Genomic DNA, 20998 nt, shown 5'->3' with positions numbered 1-20998 from the left:
CAACAATGCACTACACACTGAAAGAAAGCGACAAGGAAAAAGCGGAAGGAACAAACGGCGCGGGCGCTCTACAGCAAAAACTGCTGGAATCCCGTTCGATTGTCATCTCCGGAGAGATTAACCAGGAGCTGGCCCAGAAGGTCATCACTCAGATGATCCTGCTGCAAAGCGTCAGCAACGATCCGATCAAGCTGTACATCAACAGTCAGGGCGGCCACGTAGAAGCGGGCGACACCATCCACGACTTCATTAAGTTTATCCGTCCGGAAGTGCATGTGATCGGCACCGGCTGGGTGGCGAGCGCCGGGATCACCATCTTCCTGGCGGCGAAAAAAGAGCACCGCTACGCTCTGCCGAATACCCGCTTTATGATCCACCAGCCGCTGGGCGGCGTGCGCGGTCAGGCAACGGATATCGAAATCGAAGCGCGCGAGATCATCCGCATGCTGGAGCGCGTGAACAAGCTGATTGCTGACGCCACCGGCCAGCCGCTGGAGAAAGTGAAGAAAGACACCGACCGTAACTTCTGGATGTCACCGGCGGAAGCGCTGGACTACGGCATCGTGGGTAAACTGATTACCCATTATGACGAGCTGAACCTGGATTAAGTTTTTTATCCATCTATAAGCCTGAAAGTTCTTGCTCCCTGTTAAGGGGAGCAAGAACAATCCAAAGAAAGCATGTAGCTACTCGTCAGACTCAATAAATCTTTCTGCAACTAATACGTGCCCTGGGTATAATGAAATTGCGACGTTGCTATCCAGACGAGTTAATACCTCGACTTCTGTGAAATCAGGGATAACGCACCTGGCTCCATTAGCAATCAGTTCAATCCCACCTATTCCAACGCAACAGGTGCCAGCGCTCACTGCAGAAGTCACTCCACTCCTTGAATCTTCAAAAACAATGATTTTCTCGGGTGGCGTTGAGAGTCGTTCTGCTGCAAGTAGATAGGGTTCTGGAAAGGGTTTACCTTTTTTGACATCATCACGCTCAACGATAACCGAAATACAGTGTTGCACTCCTAGCATGGCCGTTACACGATCAATTTTCTCTCTCCATCCGCTAGTCACTATGCCAACGCGGATTCCTACTGAATCAAGGGAAGTAATTAGCGCAGCAACGCCCGGTATAGGATCATATTCGGCTGTATTCTCAACATAAATAATGTGTGCCTGAATTTTTCTCTGCGCTTCAACAGGCAGGTCACTAAAAAGTGCCTGGATAGTATGAGGTCCCGGCTGTCCGTGTATGTGCTTGATAATGTCGTCTTGCGAAATTGTCTTGCCAAATGTTTCCGCAGCTTCTCGCCAGCCTCTTTCAATGACTGAGTTGGAGTCAATAAGCACGCCATCCATGTCAAATAATACGGCTGAAAAATGATTTACGTATTCACGCATGCTCGATCTCCCTGACATCAATATGTTTTGCCTGTAATTGCCCCCTCGCTACAACAATTTGTCCTAGTGATATACCGCCATCGTTGGTGGGGACACTATGGTGGAAATAAGGCTTCAGGCCAGCGGCATGTAAACCTTCCACAGTATTAAGCAGGATAAATTCATTCAAAAATACACCACCGCTTAATACGACCTGTCTTGTTGCGCATACTTTTGATAAACGTATACATACTGAGATGATCATATCCACAATTGTTGAATGAAAACGCCTGCTCAATAGGGGGAGATTAGGCGCCGTCGTAGTAAGCTCAGACACTAATTCCCTTATCATTGGACGATAATCCACTTCCAGGTGACCATTTTTTTCCTGGACACAATATGAAAAAGGTTGTGACATGTAGAGATCGCGATTCAGTAAGGCTTCAAGCTCAATAGCCGCTTGTGCTTCATATTCGACATACGAGCAAATACCTATTAACGCTGATATGCCGTCAAATAACCTGCCCATACTACTGGTTTTGGGGGAGTTGAAATGCCTTGCAGCCATTTTAGCGTACACGCTAAGCTGCTGAGCCGGCAGCACATCAAGCGCAGGAAGATTAACGCCCTCTAAATGTTCTCCGTATAGTGCTGTTAGCAACGATATAGCAACCCTGACAGGCTCTTTAACAGCCTTGTCTCCGCCCGGAAGAGAGAAGGCACGAAGGTGTGCAGCCCTTTCAAAGCTTTTTTCATCACCGGTAAGAAATTCTCCACCCCATATGGTGCCGTCTGTTCCATACCCCGTACCATCGAAAATAACGCCGATAGTTTTACCAGAAAGCCCATTTTCTGCCATGCATGACACCATGTGTGCGTGGTGATGCTGTACCTGAACAACGTGTAGCTTTGATTGTTTTAGTGCATTACGTGTAGAGCGAAAAGAAGGATGCAGATCGCAGGCTATTGCATCAGCGCTTGCGCCAAGCAATGTTTGCAGATGGTTTACACATTCGATATGGGAATTGAACGTTTGGTCATTTTTTAAGTCGCCAATGTGTTGACTGATAAAAACCTCTTTACCCTTAGCGATACTCACGGTGGTCTTTAGTTCAGCACCTAGCGCAATAGCCTTACCTGCATCAAACGGCAGATGAACAGGATAAGGAGCATACCCGCGCGAGCGTCGAATGAAAGAAAGGTGACTATGTCTTCCCTCTGGTAGCGACATAACACGAACGACAGAGTCATCAACGCGCGTATGTATGTCACGATTGTTGAGAATAAAATAATCAGCAATGTCACCTAATTGTTCAATTGCGCTAACATTATCACAAACAATAGGGTAGCCAGAGCGATTCCCGCTCGTCATCACCAGCGCTGGCATTTTCGGATCGCTCAGTAATAGATATTGAAGGGGAGTTGAGGGCAGCATTACTCCAATACTGGGATTATGTGGTGCAACAGAGTTTGCGAGCATATTGTGTCGCTTTCGTAGCAATACGATTGGTCGCTGTGAACTTTCAAGAACTTCTTGCTCCTGCACATTTACATAAGCAATACGTGATGCACTATCACTGTTTAAGAGCATCACCGCGAAAGGTTTTGAGTCTCTGCGTTTACGTTTTCTTAATTCCTGAACAGCCTTATCGTTACTTGCATCGGTGACGAGATGAAACCCACCTAAGCTTTTCACGGCAACAATGGCTCCTTCCTGTAACCGTGCGAGGGCGAAATCTATAATATCATCGGTAACGATTGTTGTGCCGTCGCGTTGGGTTAATTGCAATTGTGGACCACATTCGGGACAGGCATTTGGTTGGGCATGATAGCGACGATCTTCAATATCATCATATTCATGCTGACATGCGCTACACATCGAAAAGGCACGCATTGTGGTCTTTTCTCGATCATAAGGCATCCCTTTAATGATGCTATATCGTGGTCCACAGTTCGTACAATTTATAAAGGCGTATTTATAGCGCCTATTATCTGGTGTGTTCATTTCTTCCAGACAGTCACTACAAACATTCGAATCTGGAGGAATAATAGTATTCATACTGCTAAGAAGATGACTTTCTCGAATAGTGAACTTGTTATACAGCAGATCGCTTTTTTCTCTTTGCACTTCCTGCACACTGATAATTTTGGCCATAGGAGGAGGGCTTAATATCAGTTCGTCAAGGAAACGGGTAATATTGTCTTGTGTTGCTTGTATTTCAATTAATACGCCTTCTGAATCATTAAGAACCCAGCCTGTAGCATCAAATAACTGTGCCAGGCGATGCACAAAGGGCCTGAATCCGACCCCCTGGACGATGCCACATACGCGATAACGCCGTATTAAAATGTCATCGAATTGATTAACAGAGTCGTGGGAGTTCAGCACCATAAAGTTCCTCAATTGTTGACAGTGTTCCATCTGGCTCAAGCATGGTAACTTTTGGCTCAATGGTTGGAAGAACTTCGCCGACAATAGCCGCATTTTGGCCGAGCGGATGGGTCTTTAAAAGGGCAAGCGCCTCATCTGCGCTATCTGGCTCAACGAACAGGCAAAGACAACCTTCGTTAGCAAGGTTTATTACATCCACTCCTAACATATTGGCAGCCATTGCTGCTTCAGGCTGTATCGGCAAGGATTGCTTCTCGCAACGAATCTCATTTCCGGAAGCTCGGGCATGCTCGTGGAGAACGGCAGATAAGCCGCCACGCGTAACGTCCCTCATGGACGCTATTTTCCCAGCAGGAAGATTATTGAGCAGGGATCGAATCATATGGTTGAGAGGTGCGCAATCGCTCAGAATATTTCTTTCAAATCCCAGACCTTCTCTGATAGATAAAAGGTGAATAGAGTGGTTTCCAATGTACCCGCTGAGAATGATTTTTTGTCCTGGACGTACATTTTTGATTGAAACCGACGGATTTTCGAAGACACCAATGCCTGCGGTATTAATAAACAACTGATCGGCTTCACCTTTATCTACAACTTTTGTATCCCCTGCTACAATTTTAATATCGGCCGCTTTCGCTGTTTCACGCACTGATTCAATAATCTTGATCAGGTCTGACATTAACATCCCAGCTTCAATGATCAGACTGAGCGTCAGATAAAGCGGTTTTGCTCCGCTCACAGCGAGATCGTTGACGGTACCACATACCGCAATTTTTCCTATGTCGCCATTGCCGTAGATGATCGGTGTTACGACAAATGAGTCCGTAGTAAATGCGAGCTTTCGGGAAGGAAGTTCCAGCAGTGCGCTGTCTTCCATTGTTCCAAGGTAGGTATCTCCCAGAATATGCGCGATCAACTCAACCAATTCACGACTTAAGCGAGCGCCAGTACCATGATCCAGCACGACGGTCTCTGTTGTTTTACCTTGAATTTCTAATACGTTGCTCATGATCCTCTCCTTTCACTACGTTCCGGAAGATCGCCATGTTTTTCTAATAAAGAAAGAATCTCAATGGAGGACGCTACGGTAGCGCAATAACTTGAAAGCCATTCCAGAGCACGGGCTGTATCTTCTGAAGAAGGGGCAAATACACAGTCTTCCGGGACCCAAACGTTGTATCCGCGAAAAAATGCATCTGCAGCCGTTGTCTGTACGCAAACATGGGTTTGCAAACCCGTAACGATGACCGTTTTGATTCCGAGTTCCTGTAGCGTCTCATCAAGGTTATTGTTGAAGAAACCACTATCTCGACCTTTTACAACGATAAGATCTGATGAATGGCATATACTACTGATAATTTGATTTTCAGGTCTTCCGGCTAGAGCGGGAATGCCCGCAGCGCGATTTTTATAGCGCCGTTGAACAGCGGGATCGCTGGGGTCATTTATGAGTTGCAGATGAATGACCGTTTGATTTTTTTTTCTCACACCATCTAAAAAGGCATTGAAAGCTGTCAACTTTTGCGCGAGTTCTGCTTCAGAATGCGTAATTTTATAAGTGAACTCATACTGCAGATCGTTAGTCAGTACAGCAACATTTGGCATTTTTATATATTCCTTTATATTCATATAGTGAATTACATAAATCTTACTGCCAGACACGGTTTCTTCTTTGGCTGGTATTTTCTATAATGTGTTTATGACGTGTTCTTGTAAAATTCCATTTTTTCAGGGTTTGATAAATGAAAGGAATCGATACCAAGTTGTTACGGGCGTTTGTAACACTTGCAGAGCAGGGGAGTTATCATCGCGCTTCGCGGCTGTTGTTTTTGACGCAACCCGCGTTATCAAAGCAGATAAAAATGTTAGAGACGCTTATTGGCGGTCCTCTTTTCACTCGCGGTCGATATGGCGCAATATTAACTGAGCACGGCTGCCAGCTTTTTTTGAAGGCAAATGAGTTACTGAAGATTCATGCTGATTTTTTGAATTATGCCGAAAAAATATTTAAAGATAGCCATGAAAAACTTATGCTTGGTTTTGGGATTTCAACTTTTCATACAGTACCTTTATGGATAAATACCTTCCGGAATAAATTTTCGGCGTGTGAGGTAAATATAAGCAATCTCCCCTCAGGAGTGCAGCGTAAAATGCTACTTGAAGGAACACTTGATATCGGATTCTTCCGGATGCCGGCTGGCAATGAGTTAACCTCTAGGGTGCTGTACAAAGAAAAGTTGATACTGGCTATACCATCAACTCATAAAAACGATATTACACATATCCGTGATGTGCTATCTCAGTATCCTTTATTACAATTAACTCCTGCTGTTGGTCCATGTCTTGCAGAACAAACTAATCAGTTTCTCCTTACCAACCAATTACATGCTGACCCTGTCTCGGTGACAGATGATATGCCAACTCTGATGGCATTGATCGCGGGAGGAAATGGAGTCGCTTTTTTGCCTGAAAGCGTAAGGCATTTTTCACCAGAAGGAGTAAGGCTTATTGCACCTGACCTGGAATCACTGTACTGGGAAATTTGTGTGGCGTGGGATCCTAAAATAATACGTCCATATCGGGATGAATTTTTACGTATTGTTGAAGCGCATACGGGAAAAGATTTGATGCGATCTCATCATTCCGTCCGCTGAAGAGTCTTCGACATTGACCCATGACAATGCAGTTTGATGCGCTCTCTTCCATAATCGCGCCTGTCTCCCCTCTCACTGGTGCTATCCATGGCGTATCAACTGAACCTGAACTGGCCGGAATTTCTTGAAAAATACTGGCAAAAACAACCCGTTGTGCTGAAAAATGCCTTCCCGAATTTTGTCGACCCCATTACCCCTGATGAACTGGCGGGTCTGGCGATGGAGCCGGAAGTTGATAGCCGCCTGGTAAGCCATGCTAACGGCAAGTGGCAGGCGAGCAATGGCCCGTTTGAGCATTTCGATAACCTCGGTGAAACCGGCTGGTCCCTGCTGGCGCAGGCGGTGAACCACTGGCATATGCCCGCAGCAGAGCTGGTGCGTCCGTTCCGCGTCCTGCCGGACTGGCGTCTTGATGACCTGATGATCTCCTTCTCCGTCCCGGGTGGCGGCGTTGGGCCGCATATCGATCAGTACGATGTGTTTATTATCCAGGGGATGGGCAGCCGCCGCTGGCGCGTGGGGGACAAGCTGCCGATGCGTCAGTTCTGTCCGCATCCGGCCCTGCTGCATGTCGATCCGTTTGAGCCGATCATCGACGAAGATCTGGCCCCGGGCGATATCCTTTACATTCCGCCTGGATTCCCGCATGACGGCTTCACCCATGAAACCGCGCTCAACTACTCTGTCGGTTTCCGCGGGCCGAACGGTCGCGATCTGATCAGCAGCTTTGCCGACTACGCGCTGGAGAACGATCTGGGCGGCGAACATTACAGCGATCCGGATCTGACCTGCCGCGAACACCCTGGCCGCGTGGAGCAGTACGAGCTCGATCGCATTCGCCAGATGATGATCGACATGATTAGCAAGCCAGATGATTTTACGAAATGGTTTGGCAGCTTCGTCTCCACGCCGCGTCACGAGCTGGATATTGCCGCCGCCGAGCCGCCGTATTCCGCAGAAGAGGTGCTCGACGCGCTGCAAGGGGGCGAAACGCTCTCCCGCCTGAGCGGGCTGCGCGTGCTGAACATCAACGGCAGCGTATTTATCAACAGCGAACAGCTGGAAACGGCGGATGTGAACGGTGCGGATGCGCTGTGCCGCTTCACCGAGCTCGGCCAGGCTGAGCTGGGCGATGCGCTGAATAATCCGGCGTTTGTGGAAGAGCTGACCGGTTTGATTAACCAGGGCTACTGGTTCTTCGACGAGTAACAGCAGGCGGCGTTTAGTCAGGCTAAACGCCGCCAGGTTCAGACCAGCATATTACAGGCCTTCCAGTAGTTAAGAAGCCGCTCATCGTCGCGCTCTTTCTCCGCTTTGATTTTCATCGCCTGGGCGAGATTTTCTCGCGATACTTCATGGCCTTTTTGCACGATGTCTAAAACCGCTTCACCAAGAGCCAGTGAAATTTCTGCCCGATTATTGCGAATCGTCATAAATACCTCCTCGTTGGTTGCGATAATCTAATTATGAACGGGAAATAATCAGTCGGTAATAATTCATCTCATTCTTATTTTTCCATTTCGGCATTAAGTAGACTTAATATTCAGTTCTGTCAATGATGTTTCAAAATGCTAACAGGACGTTTAAGCCTGAATTTATGCGCTACAGTTAATTTCGTGCAACAGGCAAATAACCGAAACAGGAGAATAATTATGGTAGATAAAAGCGCAATTAAGGATCACACTCAGGTTGTCGCCAGCTGCGGAACGCACGTCGGGGTTGTGGACCATCTTGATGGTGAGCGTATCAAGCTTGCGAAGAGCGATCCGGAATCGGGCGGCAAACACCACTTTATTCCTCTCGGCTGGGTTGATAAGGTCGAAGATAATAAAGTTGTCCTGACCAAAAACCATAAAGAGGTTTTTGCTGAGTGGCAGGAAGCATAAATATATTTCTCGCAAGGAAATATATGCCTTCGCTCCGGCTTCGTCCGGAGCGTAATAGTGTCTGCGCCCGGTGATTGCTGCCATTACAAATGGATGATACTGTTTTGCCTGTCCTTTCCCCGATGCAGGCCCCGAATGATGCTCCAGAGTGAAAATAGATCAGCGAAACGCATATTTTTTGTTGAAGATTTTCAGGTATTCGGCGAGCGCTACGGCATCGACTACCGTTTCCCCCAGTTAAAAGAGGCGCAGGTCAGCGGTAGCCCCGTGTTGCAGGGGAATGTTGAAGAGATGATGCTCTCGTCCGGCATTTCGCTGACCCACTCCGACGTACGTGTATTACAGCCCTATGAAACCACCTCTCGCCACAGCAGCCCGCTCTATATGCTGGTGGTGCTGGAAGGGTGCGTGACGCTCACACTCAATGGTATCAATTATCCCGTCCGCCCGGGCATGGCGTTCAGCTCACGTCTGAGTGAAGATCAGGTGATGAGCGCGCGTCACGATGCCGATAGCACGCTGAAAACGCTCTCGTTTGGCGTCTACCCGCACGATGCCGGACGTGAAGCCCTGCTTGAGTCATTGCTTCTGGAATGGCAAAGCCTGAATGCACCCGCGTTTGTCTGGCAGGTTCCCGAGTTTGTGATGTCAGGTATTCTGCATGCGCAGCGGCAGGGGGGAAGCGTGCTCTCACGCAAGCTGTTGCTGGAGGGGCTGATGTATCAGCTGCTCGGCCATGGCCTCAACCAGCGCCAGCAGCCTTGCCCGCGGCGGCCTGAGCATGCGCGTCTTGAACGCGTGCGGAGCCTGCTGGAACAGTCTCCTGAACGGGATCATACTCTCGCGCAGCTGGCAGCCCTTGCCGCAATGAGCCCAAGCAGCCTGCGCAGCAAGTTCTGTCAGCGCTACGGCTGCACGCTTTTCGATTACCTTCGCGACTGTCGCCTTGCGCTGGCGCGCCGCTATCTGCTGGAAGGCCACAGCGTGCAGCAGGCGGCTTGGATGTGCGGGTATCAGCATGCCACCAACTTTGCCACCGCGTTTCGTCGTCATTACGGGATTTCACCGGGGGACGTGCGCAAACTCCGCTAACGTAATTTCTCCTGTCGCGCGAATGCATTTCGTGTGGTTTAGCATCGCGCATACGTAACCTGGCGGCACGCATAGCCGTTTGCACTCTCAAAAAGGTAATAATTCTTATTAACAATAAGAAATATCTCTGGAGAGGGTTATGTTTGCTAAATCGCGTCTGGCACTGCTGGTGGGATGGGTTACCGGTAGCGTTGCTTTTCCTTTACTGGCGCAGGATGCCCAAAAAACTGACACCGTGGTGGTGACCTCGCAGATGCAGTCTGCGGCCACCAAGCTTGAAACACCGGATATTGAAACCCCGCAGTCGGTCTCTATCGTCACTCGCGAGCAGTTCGAAGAGCAGGGCGCAACCAGCGTGCGTCAGGCCGTGAGCTACACGCCGGGTGTCTACAGCAACCAGATCGGGGCGTCAAACCGCTTTGACTACATGGTGCTGCGCGGCTTCTCGGACGGCAGCCTGGACAACGTCTACCTCGACGGCCTGAAGATGATGGGCGACACCAACTCCCACAGCTCGCTGGTGGTTGACCCGTGGTTCCTGGACAGTATCGAAGTCGTGCGCGGTCCGGCCTCCGTGCTCTATGGCCGCTCATCGCCGGGCGGGATTGTGGCGCTCACCTCCCGTAAGCCATCGTTCGATCCTGGCGGGGAGATCAAGCTCTTCGCCGGTAACAATAACCAGCGTGGGGCGATGTTCGACGTCACTGGCCCGGTTGATGATAACGACCGCGTGGCGGTGCGCCTCAGCGGGATGACCCGCTATGCCGATTCCCAGTTCGATCCGCTGAAGGAAGAGCGTTACGCCCTGATGCCGAGCCTGACCTGGCGTATCACCGACAACACCCGTCTGGATCTAATGGCCTACCTGCACCGCGATCCGGAAGGCGGCAGCCACTCCGGCCTGCCATATGAGGGCACCGTTGTACCGCACAGCGGTAAGAAAATCTCCAACACCTTCTTCGAGGGCGAGGACGATTACGACAAGTACGATCGTCGGGAAAACATGGTCGGCTATAACATTGAGCACCTGTTTGACAGCGGCTGGTCCGTGCGCCAGAAGCTGCGCTACCTGCACACCAAAGTCGAGCTGAACCAGGTGTATGCCGCAGGCTGGCTGAATGACACCGAGCTGAACCGCGGCTATTCCGGCTCCGACGAGAAGATGAACGCCATCACCCTGGATAACCAGGTCGACGGCAGCTTCGATACCGGGGCGGTAAACCACCGCGTGCTGATCGGCATGGACTACCAGGACCGCACCAACAACGTCACTGGCTACTACGGCGGCTTCCCGCCGATTGACGCTTTCCATCCTGTTTACGGCGCGAAGCCGGACTACATCACCCAGTACAGCAGGGAAAAACACAAGCTGCGCCAGACCGGCTACTACCTACAGGATCAGATGTCCATTGACCGCTGGCGCCTCACGCTGGGCGGGCGTTACGACCAGGTGAGCGTGTCGAACGTCGACAACTTCAACCACACCCGCAGCGATCTGGATAAAAATAACTTCAGCAGCCGCGCGGCGCTGCTGTATCTGTTTGATAACGGCGTCGCGCCGTACGTCAGCTACTCTACCGCCTTTACGCCGACCAGCTTTGCCGACGAGCAGGGCAACATTTTGGATCCGATGAAGGGCAAGCAGTGGGAGGCGGGTGTGAAGTATGAGCCGGAGGGGATGAACAGCCAGTTCAGCGCCTCGGTGTTCCGCATTAACCAGAAGAACATTGCCACTAAAGAGGAGCCGACCGATCCGTACCGTTCCATCGGTGAAATCGAATCCGAAGGCGTTGAACTGGAGGCGATTGGTCAGCTGACCGACAGCCTGCGTATGCAGGCCGCGTACACCTACACGGATATTCGCTACAAGAAGAGCAGCCCGGAAGAGGAGGGCAAGCGCGCCGTTTATGCCCCGCGTAACATGGCCAGCGCCTGGCTGAGTTACGACGTCAAAACCGGCCCTCTGGACGGCCTGACCGTCGGCTCCGGCGTGCGCTATGTCAACGGGATCGCCAGCGATCGCCAGAACACCCATACGCTTCCGTCGTACACGCTGGTGGATATGACCGTGGGGTATGACCTGTCGAAAGTGGGGCTCACGGGCGTGAGCGCGCAGTTGAACGTCAATAACCTGACGGACAAAAGCTACGTCGCGGCGTGTAACTCGCTCTCTTACTGCTACTTCGGTGCAGAACGCAGCATTGTTGGCAGCGTTTCGTGGAAGTTCTGAGTCGTTGACCATTGCCCGGTGGCGGTTTCCACCCTCTCCCTTTGGGAGAGGGTTGGGGTGAGGGCAACCGGCCGCACTACTCCTCCATCGCAATCACAATTGCCTCGCCCATCTTCCTCAGCGCTTCGCGGTTCTTCTCCGTCGGCGGCAACGCCACGTTGATCCGCAGGCAGTTGCGGTACTTCCCGGAGGCAGAAAACAGCGACCCGGCCGCAGCCTGGATCTTCAGACGGCACAGCTGCTTGCTGACGCACACCATATCGACCGTCTCCGGCAGCTCAACCCACAGCAGGAAGCTTCCTTGCGGGCGGGTGACGCATATCTCTGCCGGAAAATACTGCCGCACCCAGCAGGTATAGGTTTCCATATTCTGCTGATAAATCTGACGCATACGGCGCACGTGGCGATGGTAATGGCCGTCGCGAATAAACGCCGCCACCGCCATCTGCGTGCCCGGCACGTTAAACCCGCCCGCGGCGTACTTCATGTGCATCACCCGGTCGTAATAGCGCCCCGGCACGATCCAGCCGACGCGCAGGCCCGGCGCCACGGTTTTGGTAAACGAGCTGCATAAGAGCACGCGGCCATCTATGTCCATAGAATGAATGGTGCGCGGACGCGGGTACTCCGCCGCCAGCTCGCCGTAAATGTCATCCTCAACAATCACGATATCGTGCCGCTGTGCCAGGGCTAAGACCTGCTTCTTGCGAGACTCCGGCATGATAAACCCGAGCGGGTTATTGCAGTTCGGCACCAGGATCACCGCCTTGATCGGCCATTGCTCCAGCGTCAGCTCTAACGCCTCGATGCTGATCCCGGTCTCGGGATCGGTGGGAATTTCAATGGCCTTGATGTCAAAGCCGCGCAGCATCTGCATGGTGCCGTGAAACGATGGTGACTCGACCGCCACGATGTCACCCGGCTTGCACACCGAGAGCAGAGCGATCGACAGCGCGCCGTGGCAGCCGTTGGTGATGACAATCTCGTTTGCCGCCACGGTGGAGCCGCCATCCAGCATCAGACGGGCGATTTGCTCGCGTAGCTCCAGTCGCCCGTCGAGCACGTCATAGCTCAGCATTTCGCCCGGATTATGCTGCGCAATGCGGCTCATCTCACGCCACAGCGGCTTCAGGCTCGGTTGGTTAATGTCCGGTGAGCCGCCGCCAAAGGAGATCATCTCTTTGTCGGCGCGGGCGTCCAGCAGCATCATCACTTCGTCCCACTGGGTGACGTCCACGGGGCGCTGCACCGGGCGCGTCATCGCCGGGACGGGCGGCTGGGCTTTGCGTTTCGAGACAAAATAGCCGGAGCGCGGCTGAGGCGTAATCAGCTGGCGGTTTTCGAGGATCTGGTAGGCCTGCTGTATGGTGCTGATGCTCACGCCGTGCTCCTGGCTCAGCGTGCGTACCGACGGCAGACGTTCACCGCTGCGATACAGCCCTTGTTCGATACGTTCCGCCAGGAGGTTGGCCAGATGTTGATAGCGCGTCATGCTGTATCCTTTTTTTTCACCATACAGAGCATTAAACCAGTACAGATTGATGGGTAAACCACCATGCAGATACCGTTTTAGCGGATCTGTATGGTAAACAAAAGCAGTTTTTGAATCTGTATTGTACTGGCCGTTTTCCATGATGATAACTCCACTGGCACAGCGAGGAGAGCATCATGGAATTCTACGAGAATCGTTCAAAACGTCCGTTTATCGCGTTTGTCTGGATAGCGAAAACGCTGCGTAACTGGTATCGCATCAACCGTACCCGCCGTATTCTGAGCCAGATGAGCGACGAGCAGCTCAAGGACGTCGGGTTATCGCGATATGATGTGTAAGCCACGTCGCCGGGTGGCGGCTACGCCTTACCCGGCCTACTCGAGCCCGTAGGCCCGGTAAGCGTAGCGCCACCGGGCGATTTTCAGCTCAACAGCGCAAGCGTCTGCCGTTTCGGCCTTTCCAGCAGCTCAACCGCCTCCTGATATGACCGCACGTTGTTATAGCCCATCACCAGCCCGTAGCGTTTGCCCGACCCGCGATACCACGCCGAAAGCGCATTGACCTGCAATTGCTGTTCCTGCCAGCAGCGGGCGATCTCCCGGTCAGCGCTTCCCTTTGCGAGGAACGCGACAATATGCATTCCACCGTCGTTTTGCTCGGTGAAGAACAGATCACCATAGACCTCACGCAGGGCGGCAATCATCCAGTCGCGGCGGGTTTGATAGAGCGCGCGCATCTTTTTCAGATGACGGAAAAAATGCCCCTCGTTGAGAAAGGCTGTGAGGATCTTTTGCGTCAGGACCGGCTGGCCGCTGGTGAGGATGTCCGCGCTGTCGGTAAACGCGCCGACGGTGCTGGCGGGCATCACCACGTAGCCCATGCGCAGTGAAGGCATGATGGTTTTGCTGAAGGTGCCCATAAAGATCACCCTGTCATGCTGGTCGAGGCTTTTCAACGACGGCAGCACTTTGCGGGTGTAGTGAAATTCGCCGTCATAGTCATCTTCGATAATCCACGCCTCGTTTTGTGACGCCCAGTCGAGCAGCTGCTGCTTGCGCGGCAGGGAGAGCGTCACCGCCAGCGGGCTCTGGTGCGACGGGGTAACGATGGCGAAGCGGGCATCGTGGTGATTACGCAGCAGGTAGTCCGTATCCATCCCTGCGCGATCGACCGGCACGGTGTGCAGGCGGGGCACAATGCGCTTGAGCAACTGCTGGCCCATAAAGTAGCCCGGATCCTCAAATACCACCTTATCGCTGCGGCTGGCGAGCGTGTCGAGGATCAGGCGCAGGCTGCCGCTGTAGCCGCTGGTGATCAGCACCTGTTCTGCGGTGCAGGACAACCCGCGCGAGATATTGAGATAGCGGGCAATTGCCTCGCGCAGCGGATACCAGCCCAGCACCGGCGGGTTGAGCATTTCATCCTGACGCATGGCGCGCGTCGCCTGGCCTGCCAGCAGCAGCCATTTTTTATAGGGGAAGCTGTCGAGCGCGGGAATGCCGGGGCGCAGAAAACCGGCCCGTTCGCGCTGGCTAATCAACGACGCCGGCAGCGTGCCGGTCGCTTGTTCTGCCGGAGCGTTTTGCGCGGGCAGCAGAAGATCCGGATTCACCCGCGTCCCGCGCGCGCCCTGGCTTACCAGATATCCTTCCCCCGTCAGAATGGCATAGGCTGTTTCAACGGTTTTTCGCGCCACCTTCAGCTCTTCAGCCAGCACGCGGATGGCAGGCACTTTGTCGCCGGGCTTCAGTACGCCGCGCGTGATGTTATCGCGATAGCGGGTATAAATGTCGTGATAGCCCGGCTTCATGTCCTACCTCATTTCAGGTTTTTTGTGTCTTTTTACTATGTCATTAACGGCGTAGATTTGCCTTATCGCATGATAAAAACCGCACAAAAAAGAGGAAAGACAATGAGCACCCGCGTAAACCACCACAAAGCCACACCTGCACTCGCCAACGCGCTTTCCGCCCTGAGCATGGAAGTGGCGAAAACCTCCATTGATCCGGCGCTGAAGCACCTGATCGACATTCGCGTCTCGCAGCTGAACGGCTGTACCTTCTGCCTGGATATGCATTCGAAAGAGGCCAAAATTGCCGGCGAGCGCGAGCTGCGCCTGTACCATCTGGCGGCATGGCGGGAGTCGCCGCTGTTCAGCGCCCGCGAGAAAGCCGCGCTGGCCTTCACCGAAGCGCTGACCCAGATTGGCGTTCACGGCGTGAGCGACGCGCTGTACCGCAGCGTGGCGGAGCATTTCTCGGACGTGGAAATTTCAGAGCTGAACTTCGCCATCGTAGCGATCAACGCCTGGAACCGCCTGGGCATTACCTCCCGCATGGAGCCGGGCTCGCTGGATGCGGCATATGGGCTGAACAAGGCTAACCTGGAGTAATCCCGCGCTCGCGGATTATCGCCACCAGCACCCGTAAGCCTGGCGGGACGTGACGATGGCGAGTGGGGGATTCGGGCGTTTATGGAGCCGAGGTCGATTGTGGGTTAAACCCTGCCCGGTGGCGCTACGCTTACCGGGCCTACAAAACACCGTAGGCCGGATAAGCGCAGCGCCATCCGGCAAACACTTCGCTCCATACCGAAGCATCCACACCATCAGTCCCGCATTCTCTCCATATCATCACAACGGAGAGACCTTCATGATCGCAGTCCTTTTCGAAGCTAAAGCTGCACCGGCGCATCAGGCGCGCTATCTTCAACTTGCCGCAGAGCTTAAGCCTTTGCTGGCCGATATCGACGGCTTTATTGATATCGAACGGTTCCAGAGCCTGACGACCGACGGCAAAATCCTGTCCCTTTCCTGGTGGCGGGATGAAGAGGCCGTCCGCCGCTGGAAGCAGAATGTCTTCCATCAGGCCGCGCAGGCCGAAGGCCGGGCGTCGATTTTTTCTTTCTACCGTATTCGCGTGGCGCAGCTGATGCGGGAGTACAGCTCCGAAACGGGAGGGCACGCGGATGTATGACATTCATGTGATTTTCGACAACAGGCCCGGCGAGCAGGGTGAAATTGCGGCGGCGCTGGAACAGGCCATTGCCGCTGTAGCGGCTACAATGGCCGATCCGTCGCGCGTGAAGATGCTCTGTGCTCTGATGGACGGGCGGGCGTGGACGGCTACAGAGCTGAGCGTGGCGGCAGACGTTGCGCCGTCGACCGCCAGTGGGCATCTGGCGCGGCTGGTGGAGGGAAAGTTGATTACCTGCCTGTCTCAGGGGCGGCATCGCTACTATCGCCTGGCGGGACACGACGTGGCGGCGCTTGTCGAGCAGATGATGGGGCTCTCCTGGAGCCGCATCACGCCGCCGGAAACCTCCGCGCCAAAAGCCCTGCGCGAAGCACGAACCTGCTACGACCATTTTGCCGGAACGGTGGCGGTGCATATCTATGAATTCATGCAGGCGGAAGGCTGGCTTGAGGCAGACGGTTCAGCGCTCACGCTACATGGCCGCGAGCAGTTTCTGAAGCTTGGTATTCCGTTAAATCCCAATACGCGTCGCAAGGCGTGCTGCGCCTGCCTGGACTGGAGCGAGCGGCGGTTTCATCTGGGGGGAGAGGCCGGCGCGGCGCTGCTCATCCACATGGAAAGCAAAGGCTGGATCCAGCGGGTGGCGGGGTACAGGGAGGTGGTGGTGACGGCTTCGGGGAAAAGTGCCGTCAGGAAGCATTTTAGCCGCTAAACGCCGTTGCGGGCTGATGCCCTCACCCCGACCCTCTCCCACAGGGAGAGGGAGAACATCGTTTCGCAATTCCTGCTCTTTCACCTCGCGTTTCTTGATACTTACCCTGATAACTATTATCGTAATGGCGTACTACGAGAGGATTCCCCATGAGTGAAGAAGATCTGTTTAACCGCAGGCCGATGGGCATGCGGATGGCGATGATCGTGCGTCAGTGGCGCGCAGTCATCGACGACGCCATTCTCGACACCGGGTTAACCCAGTCGAGCTGGACGGTGATGATGCAGCTTCATCAACTCGGGGATAACGTCTCGGTCAGCGAGCTGGCGGAAGTGCAGGGGATTGAACTGCCTCCGCTAATGCGTACGCTGACACAGCTGGAAAAGCAGGGCTACCTGCTGCGCACCGTCTCGCCGTATGACAAGCGTATCCGGCTGCTGACGCTGACGCCTGAGGGAAAAGCCATTCTTGAAAGGCTCTCTCAGGTGATTGAGACGTATCAGGCGCGCGTATCGCAAAACATCGCGCCGGAACATATCGATATTTTCAGCGCCACACTCAATCAAATCGCCTGCAATTTGCGGACAATCCGCGAAGAAGATAATAAGACCGAAAAATAATGACTCCTGAACAAAAGTTTGCCCGCTGGGTAAGGGTGAGTATTGCCTCTTTCCTGCTGATGTTTGTCTACTTTATCGTCGCGGATATCTGGATCCCGCTGACGCCGGACTCCACCGTGATGCGCGTGGTGACCCCGGTGTCTGCCCGCGTCTCCGGGTATGTGGCGGCGGTACATGTCCACAACAATAGCCAGGTTAAGAGAGGCGATCTGCTGTTTGAGCTCGACGCCACGCCGTTTCGCAATAAGGTCGAAGCGGCGCAGATTGCGCTGGAACAGGCGCGTCTGTCTAACGATCAGCTGGACGCGCAGATTGCCGCGGCGCAGGCCAGCCTGAAAACCGCGGTGCTGACGGCGCGTAATGACAAAGTTACCTTCGACCGCTACCAGAAACTGAGTACCTTGCAGAGCGTGTCGCAGGCGGATCTGGATAAGGTCCGTACCACCTGGCAGAGCAGCGAGCAGTCCGTCAGCTCGATTCAGGCGAATATTCATAACCTGCGCATTCAGCGCGGCGAGCGGGATGAGCACCGCAACGTGACGCTGCAAAAATACCGTAACGCGCTGGATGAAGCGGAGCTGAATCTTGGCTGGACGAAGGTCTACGCCGAGGCGGACGGCACGGTCAGTAACCTGCAATTAAGCCCCGGTTTTTACGCCTCGTCCGGTTCGGCTGCGCTGGCGCTGGTGAACACCCGGATCGATATCGTGGCGGATTTCCGCGAGAAGAGCCTGCGGCATACCCACCAGGGGACCGACGCCGCCGTGGTGTTTGACGCCTTCCCGGGGCAAGTTTTCCGTGCCCACGTCACCAGCAGCGACGCGGGGATCCTCGCCGGACAGGAGGCCGTAAACGGTCAACTTTCTGAACCGGAAACCTCCAACCGCTGGGTGCGTGATGCCCAGCGTATGCGCATTCACGTGGCGCTGGACGAAGCCTTACCGAAGTCGCTGCCGACCGGCGCGCGCGCCACCGTGCAGCTCTACAATAGCGAAGGGCCGTTTGCGCGATTCTTCTCCGGGATGCAAATCCATCTGGTGAGCCTGCTTCACTATGTCTATTAGCACCCTGGCGCGGGTATTTACCCCGCACGGCAACATCGTCTATACGGCAAACGACTTTCGCCAGACCCTGCGTATCGTCTTTGCCGGGATGATTGCGCTCAGTATTTCGAGTTTCTACAACACCAGCTACGGCGTGTTTTTTGTGGTCTATCCGATCATGCTGCTCTCGCTGGTGCCGGTGTTTAACCGCCACGTGGCGAAGCAGTTTATCTTTAGCGCCTCGCTGAACTGCATCGAAATGGTGTTTATCATCGGCTATCTGTCCCAGTGGCCGGTCATTATGACGCTGGTGGTGTTTGCCCTGTACGTGATGCGTTTTCGCTTTATGAGTAAGGGGCCGCTGTTCCTGTTCGGCTCGATGGGCGTGGTTTGCCAGAGCGTGATGCTCAACTTTATGAGCTACCCCACCACCAACTGGCACACGCTTTTATTCTCTAACATCGAAGCGAGCGTAATGGCGGTGTGCCTGAGCGCGCTGATGAACTACCTGCTGCCGGACGTGGAGCCGCGTAAGCCGCCGCCGCTGATCGAGAAAGATGACGCCCGCGTGCGCCACGAGTCTCTGCTCTCGGGCACCGTGGCGACGCTGATTTTCGTGGTGTTCCAGATGAGCGACTTAAGCGATTCGCTTTCGGCGCTGATGGCGGGCATTCTAATCCTGTTCCCGATGCACTATCGCGGCTCGGTTATCAGCTCCATCTGGCGCGTAGTCGGCGTGGTGCTGGGGTGTCTCTATATCCTTGTCGTCCAGCTTATCCTCTACGATCACAGCAGCCATATGCTGCTGATGATGCCGCTGATTGGCCTTGGACTGGCGTTTGGCGCGCGTCTGCACGTAATGGAGAAGGTCGGCGCCGGGGTAGGCTTCGCCAGTATCACCACCATCGGCATTATGTTCGGGCAGAACATGCACCCGGACAGCGACCTGGTGTTCAGCGATCTGTACCGCATCACCTCCGTCACCTTCGCGCTGGTGGTCACGCTGACGATGGTCTTTCTGGTGCACCTGATCCTGAACCGCTTCGAGGCGACGCGCTACGTTATCGCGCCGCCAAAAGCAGATTAATGCCCCAGCACGGCGGGCAACTGCGAGAGCAGAAACAGGATCAGGCCAATTGTTCCGCCCACCAGGGTACCGTTAACGCGAATGAACTGAAGATCTTTACCGATATTGAGTTCTATCTGGCGTGACATGTCTTTGGCATCCCAGCTTTTCACCGTGTCGCTGATATGGCGCGTCAGGAACGCGGCGAAATCCGGCGCCACGCGGTGCGCGGCTTGCTCCAGATGCTCATTCAGCGACGCCCGCAGGCTGGCGTCGTTGGTCAGCGTTTCGCCAAACCACAGCCCGGCGTTGGCGATACGCTGCTTCACGCGGGAATCATCGCTCTGCATGTCATTTTTCAGCCACTGGCGCAGGTCAGCCCACATTTCCCCCAGATAGCGGTTAAAGGCCTCGTCATTCTTCAGGTAGTGTTTGATATTCTCGGCTTTCGCCGTCATCTCCGGATCGTTTTTCAGATTGTCGATGAACTTGATCGTGGCGCGGTCAAACGCCTGACGGATCTGGTGCGTGCGGTCGTGGCTGATATCGTCCAGCAGCGTGTTCACCGCGTTCGACACCATCTCCGCGCTTTGATCGCCCAGCCACTCGGTGGGCAGCACCATCGCCTTGCGCGGATGCTCGGTCTTAAGCCAGTGGACGATCTGGTCGGCAATAAATTCCCGCGTGCTTTCCCGCTGAATCAGGGTAATCAGGCGGTTGATGATGGCGTCCAGCAGCACCTGGTGACGGTTGTTTTTGGTCATGCTTTCCAGCATGACGGCGCTGGTCTCGGTTAGATCGACTTTGTCGATAGCCTTGTGGACGGCGCGTTTGAGCAGGCGCTGAATGCGTCCATCGTCGGTAAGTTCCAGAAAACCGCTCATCACCTGCACCAGATGCTGCCCCACGCGCCGGGCGTTATCGGGCTGGCTGAACCAGATCCCAATCATCTGTGCGGGCTCGTAGCGACGGATAAGATCGACAAGGGATTGCGTATCGAGAAACTTTTCCTGCACGAACTGGCCGAGATTGTCGCCGATGCGGTCTTTATTGCGCGGGATAATCGCCGTATGGCGCGAGATAAAGGGAATTGGCACCCGGCGGAACAGCGCGACAACGGCAAACCAGTCCGCCAGCGCGCCGACCATCGCCGCTTCGGCAATGGCCTTTACGCCGCGCACCCAGAAGGTTTGCGGCAGGAACAGAGTGGTGATAAACGCTGCGACGGCAATCAGCAGCAGCGACAGCGCGAGAAGCTTGGCGCGTTTGAGTTCGGTATGTTTTTCCATGGGTTAAGGATAGAGGGATACGGGGGAAAAGTGCAAAGCTGCACGAGGCCAGTCATCTCACTTTCTGGAATGCTCCTTCAGAAATCAAATCAAAACATTGTCTTTTTCGTTCAAATACTGCTCTGTTTGTATATGCTTTTTTGTATATACAATCAGGGAAGGGTACAC

General features: G+C 53.9%; 20 protein-coding genes and 1 pseudogene. 13 read left to right on the top strand and 8 right to left on the bottom strand.

Going from position 1 to position 20998, the window contains the following annotated elements; genetic code table 11:
- Positions 1–2 precede the first annotated feature (2 nt).
- Positions 3–608 (top strand): annotated as a pseudogene (locus O1722_RS20300) (ATP-dependent Clp protease proteolytic subunit); the annotation flags it as partial.
- A 78-nt stretch (positions 609–686) separates the two neighbouring features.
- Here O1722_RS20300 and O1722_RS20295 read toward each other — a convergent pair.
- From O1722_RS20295 to O1722_RS20280, 4 genes are read right to left on the bottom strand one after another with little or no spacing between them, the layout of a single operon-like run.
- Positions 687–1400, bottom strand: a complete 714-nt coding sequence (locus O1722_RS20295; protein WP_058686539.1) for an HAD family hydrolase — start codon at positions 1398–1400, stop codon at positions 687–689.
- Positions 1393–3771 (bottom strand): carbamoyltransferase HypF, encoded by a 2379-nt coding sequence (gene hypF / locus O1722_RS20290; RefSeq protein WP_058686540.1) that lies wholly within the window; start codon positions 3769–3771, stop codon positions 1393–1395. The genes O1722_RS20295 and hypF overlap by 8 nt, the downstream gene beginning before the upstream one ends.
- Positions 3743–4780, bottom strand: a complete 1038-nt coding sequence (gene hypE / locus O1722_RS20285; RefSeq protein ID WP_050515872.1) for a hydrogenase expression/formation protein HypE — start codon at positions 4778–4780, stop codon at positions 3743–3745. Before hypE ends, hypF begins: the two co-directional genes overlap by 29 nt.
- Positions 4777–5433, bottom strand: coding sequence for a cysteine hydrolase family protein (locus O1722_RS20280; RefSeq protein ID WP_223230152.1), 657 nt, complete (start codon positions 5431–5433; stop codon positions 4777–4779). Before O1722_RS20280 ends, hypE begins: the two co-directional genes overlap by 4 nt.
- Positions 5434–5513: 80 nt before the next feature.
- On the opposite strand from O1722_RS20280, the gene O1722_RS20275 reads away from it, so the two are divergent.
- Positions 5514–6425, top strand: coding sequence for a LysR family transcriptional regulator (locus O1722_RS20275; protein WP_050515873.1), 912 nt, complete (start codon positions 5514–5516; stop codon positions 6423–6425).
- Between the two features lie 87 nt (positions 6426–6512).
- A complete protein-coding gene (locus O1722_RS20270; RefSeq protein WP_015572567.1) occupies positions 6513–7634 on the top strand; it encodes a ribosomal protein uL16 3-hydroxylase in 1122 nt (373 codons plus the stop codon).
- A gap of 38 nt (positions 7635–7672) precedes the next feature.
- Here O1722_RS20270 and O1722_RS20265 read toward each other — a convergent pair whose 3' ends face one another.
- The gene (locus O1722_RS20265; RefSeq protein WP_023295865.1) at positions 7673–7858 is read right to left on the bottom strand and encodes a hypothetical protein; all 186 of its coding nucleotides are present in this window, start codon (positions 7856–7858) and stop codon (positions 7673–7675) included.
- A 219-nt stretch (positions 7859–8077) separates the two neighbouring features.
- Here O1722_RS20265 and O1722_RS20260 point away from each other — a divergent pair, with 219 nt between their 5' ends.
- The 3 genes from O1722_RS20260 to foxA all read left to right on the top strand — a co-directional run bounded on the left by O1722_RS20260 (position 8078) and on the right by foxA (position 11633).
- Positions 8078–8311, top strand: a complete 234-nt coding sequence (locus tag O1722_RS20260; RefSeq protein WP_003863067.1) for a DUF2171 domain-containing protein — start codon at positions 8078–8080, stop codon at positions 8309–8311.
- 135 nt (positions 8312–8446) lie between these two features.
- Positions 8447–9403 (top strand): helix-turn-helix domain-containing protein, encoded by a 957-nt coding sequence (locus tag O1722_RS20255; protein WP_033486704.1) that lies wholly within the window; start codon positions 8447–8449, stop codon positions 9401–9403.
- Between the two features lie 121 nt (positions 9404–9524).
- Positions 9525–11633 (top strand): ferrioxamine B receptor FoxA, encoded by a 2109-nt coding sequence (gene foxA / locus O1722_RS20250; RefSeq protein ID WP_103927673.1) that lies wholly within the window; start codon positions 9525–9527, stop codon positions 11631–11633.
- Positions 11634–11709: 76 nt separating this feature from the next.
- On the opposite strand, the gene O1722_RS20245 is transcribed toward foxA, so the two are convergent.
- A complete protein-coding gene (locus tag O1722_RS20245; protein WP_033486746.1) occupies positions 11710–13125 on the bottom strand; it encodes an aminotransferase-like domain-containing protein in 1416 nt (471 codons plus the stop codon).
- A 176-nt stretch (positions 13126–13301) separates the two neighbouring features.
- On the opposite strand from O1722_RS20245, the gene O1722_RS20240 reads away from it, so the two are divergent.
- On the top strand, positions 13302–13463 hold the full coding sequence (locus O1722_RS20240) for a DUF1127 domain-containing protein (protein WP_015572572.1): 162 nt from the start codon (positions 13302–13304) through the stop codon (positions 13461–13463).
- Between the two features lie 83 nt (positions 13464–13546).
- Here the strand turns inward: O1722_RS20240 and pdxR are convergent, their stop codons facing one another.
- Positions 13547–14935, bottom strand: coding sequence for a MocR-like pyridoxine biosynthesis transcription factor PdxR (gene pdxR / locus O1722_RS20235; RefSeq protein ID WP_017694575.1), 1389 nt, complete (start codon positions 14933–14935; stop codon positions 13547–13549).
- A 102-nt stretch (positions 14936–15037) separates the two neighbouring features.
- Between pdxR and O1722_RS20230 the strand changes: the two genes are divergently transcribed.
- From O1722_RS20230 to O1722_RS20205, 6 genes are all read left to right on the top strand, one after another.
- Positions 15038–15517, top strand: a complete 480-nt coding sequence (locus tag O1722_RS20230) for a carboxymuconolactone decarboxylase family protein (protein ID WP_010427243.1) — start codon at positions 15038–15040, stop codon at positions 15515–15517.
- A 259-nt stretch (positions 15518–15776) separates the two neighbouring features.
- A complete protein-coding gene (locus tag O1722_RS20225) occupies positions 15777–16100 on the top strand; it encodes an antibiotic biosynthesis monooxygenase family protein (protein WP_032652462.1) in 324 nt (107 codons plus the stop codon).
- A complete protein-coding gene (locus O1722_RS20220; protein ID WP_050515874.1) occupies positions 16093–16812 on the top strand; it encodes an ArsR/SmtB family transcription factor in 720 nt (239 codons plus the stop codon). The genes O1722_RS20225 and O1722_RS20220 overlap by 8 nt, the downstream gene beginning before the upstream one ends.
- 149 nt (positions 16813–16961) lie before the next feature.
- On the top strand, positions 16962–17432 hold the full coding sequence (locus O1722_RS20215; protein WP_033486706.1) for a MarR family winged helix-turn-helix transcriptional regulator: 471 nt from the start codon (positions 16962–16964) through the stop codon (positions 17430–17432).
- A complete protein-coding gene (locus tag O1722_RS20210; protein ID WP_026080654.1) occupies positions 17429–18496 on the top strand; it encodes an HlyD family secretion protein in 1068 nt (355 codons plus the stop codon). Before O1722_RS20215 ends, O1722_RS20210 begins: the two co-directional genes overlap by 4 nt.
- Positions 18486–19562 (top strand): DUF2955 domain-containing protein, encoded by a 1077-nt coding sequence (locus tag O1722_RS20205; protein ID WP_015572578.1) that lies wholly within the window; start codon positions 18486–18488, stop codon positions 19560–19562. Before O1722_RS20210 ends, O1722_RS20205 begins: the two co-directional genes overlap by 11 nt.
- Here the strand turns inward: O1722_RS20205 and O1722_RS20200 are convergent.
- Positions 19559–20830 (bottom strand): DUF445 domain-containing protein, encoded by a 1272-nt coding sequence (locus O1722_RS20200; RefSeq protein WP_033486707.1) that lies wholly within the window; start codon positions 20828–20830, stop codon positions 19559–19561. The genes O1722_RS20205 and O1722_RS20200 overlap by 4 nt on opposite strands.
- Positions 20831–20998: the final 168 nt, after the last annotated feature.

Source organism: Enterobacter cloacae complex sp. HYC003_NIDB, from assembly GCF_056673375.1.
The sequence above is the reverse complement of the archived record's forward strand: the minus strand, read 5'-3'. Positions and strand labels throughout refer to the sequence as shown.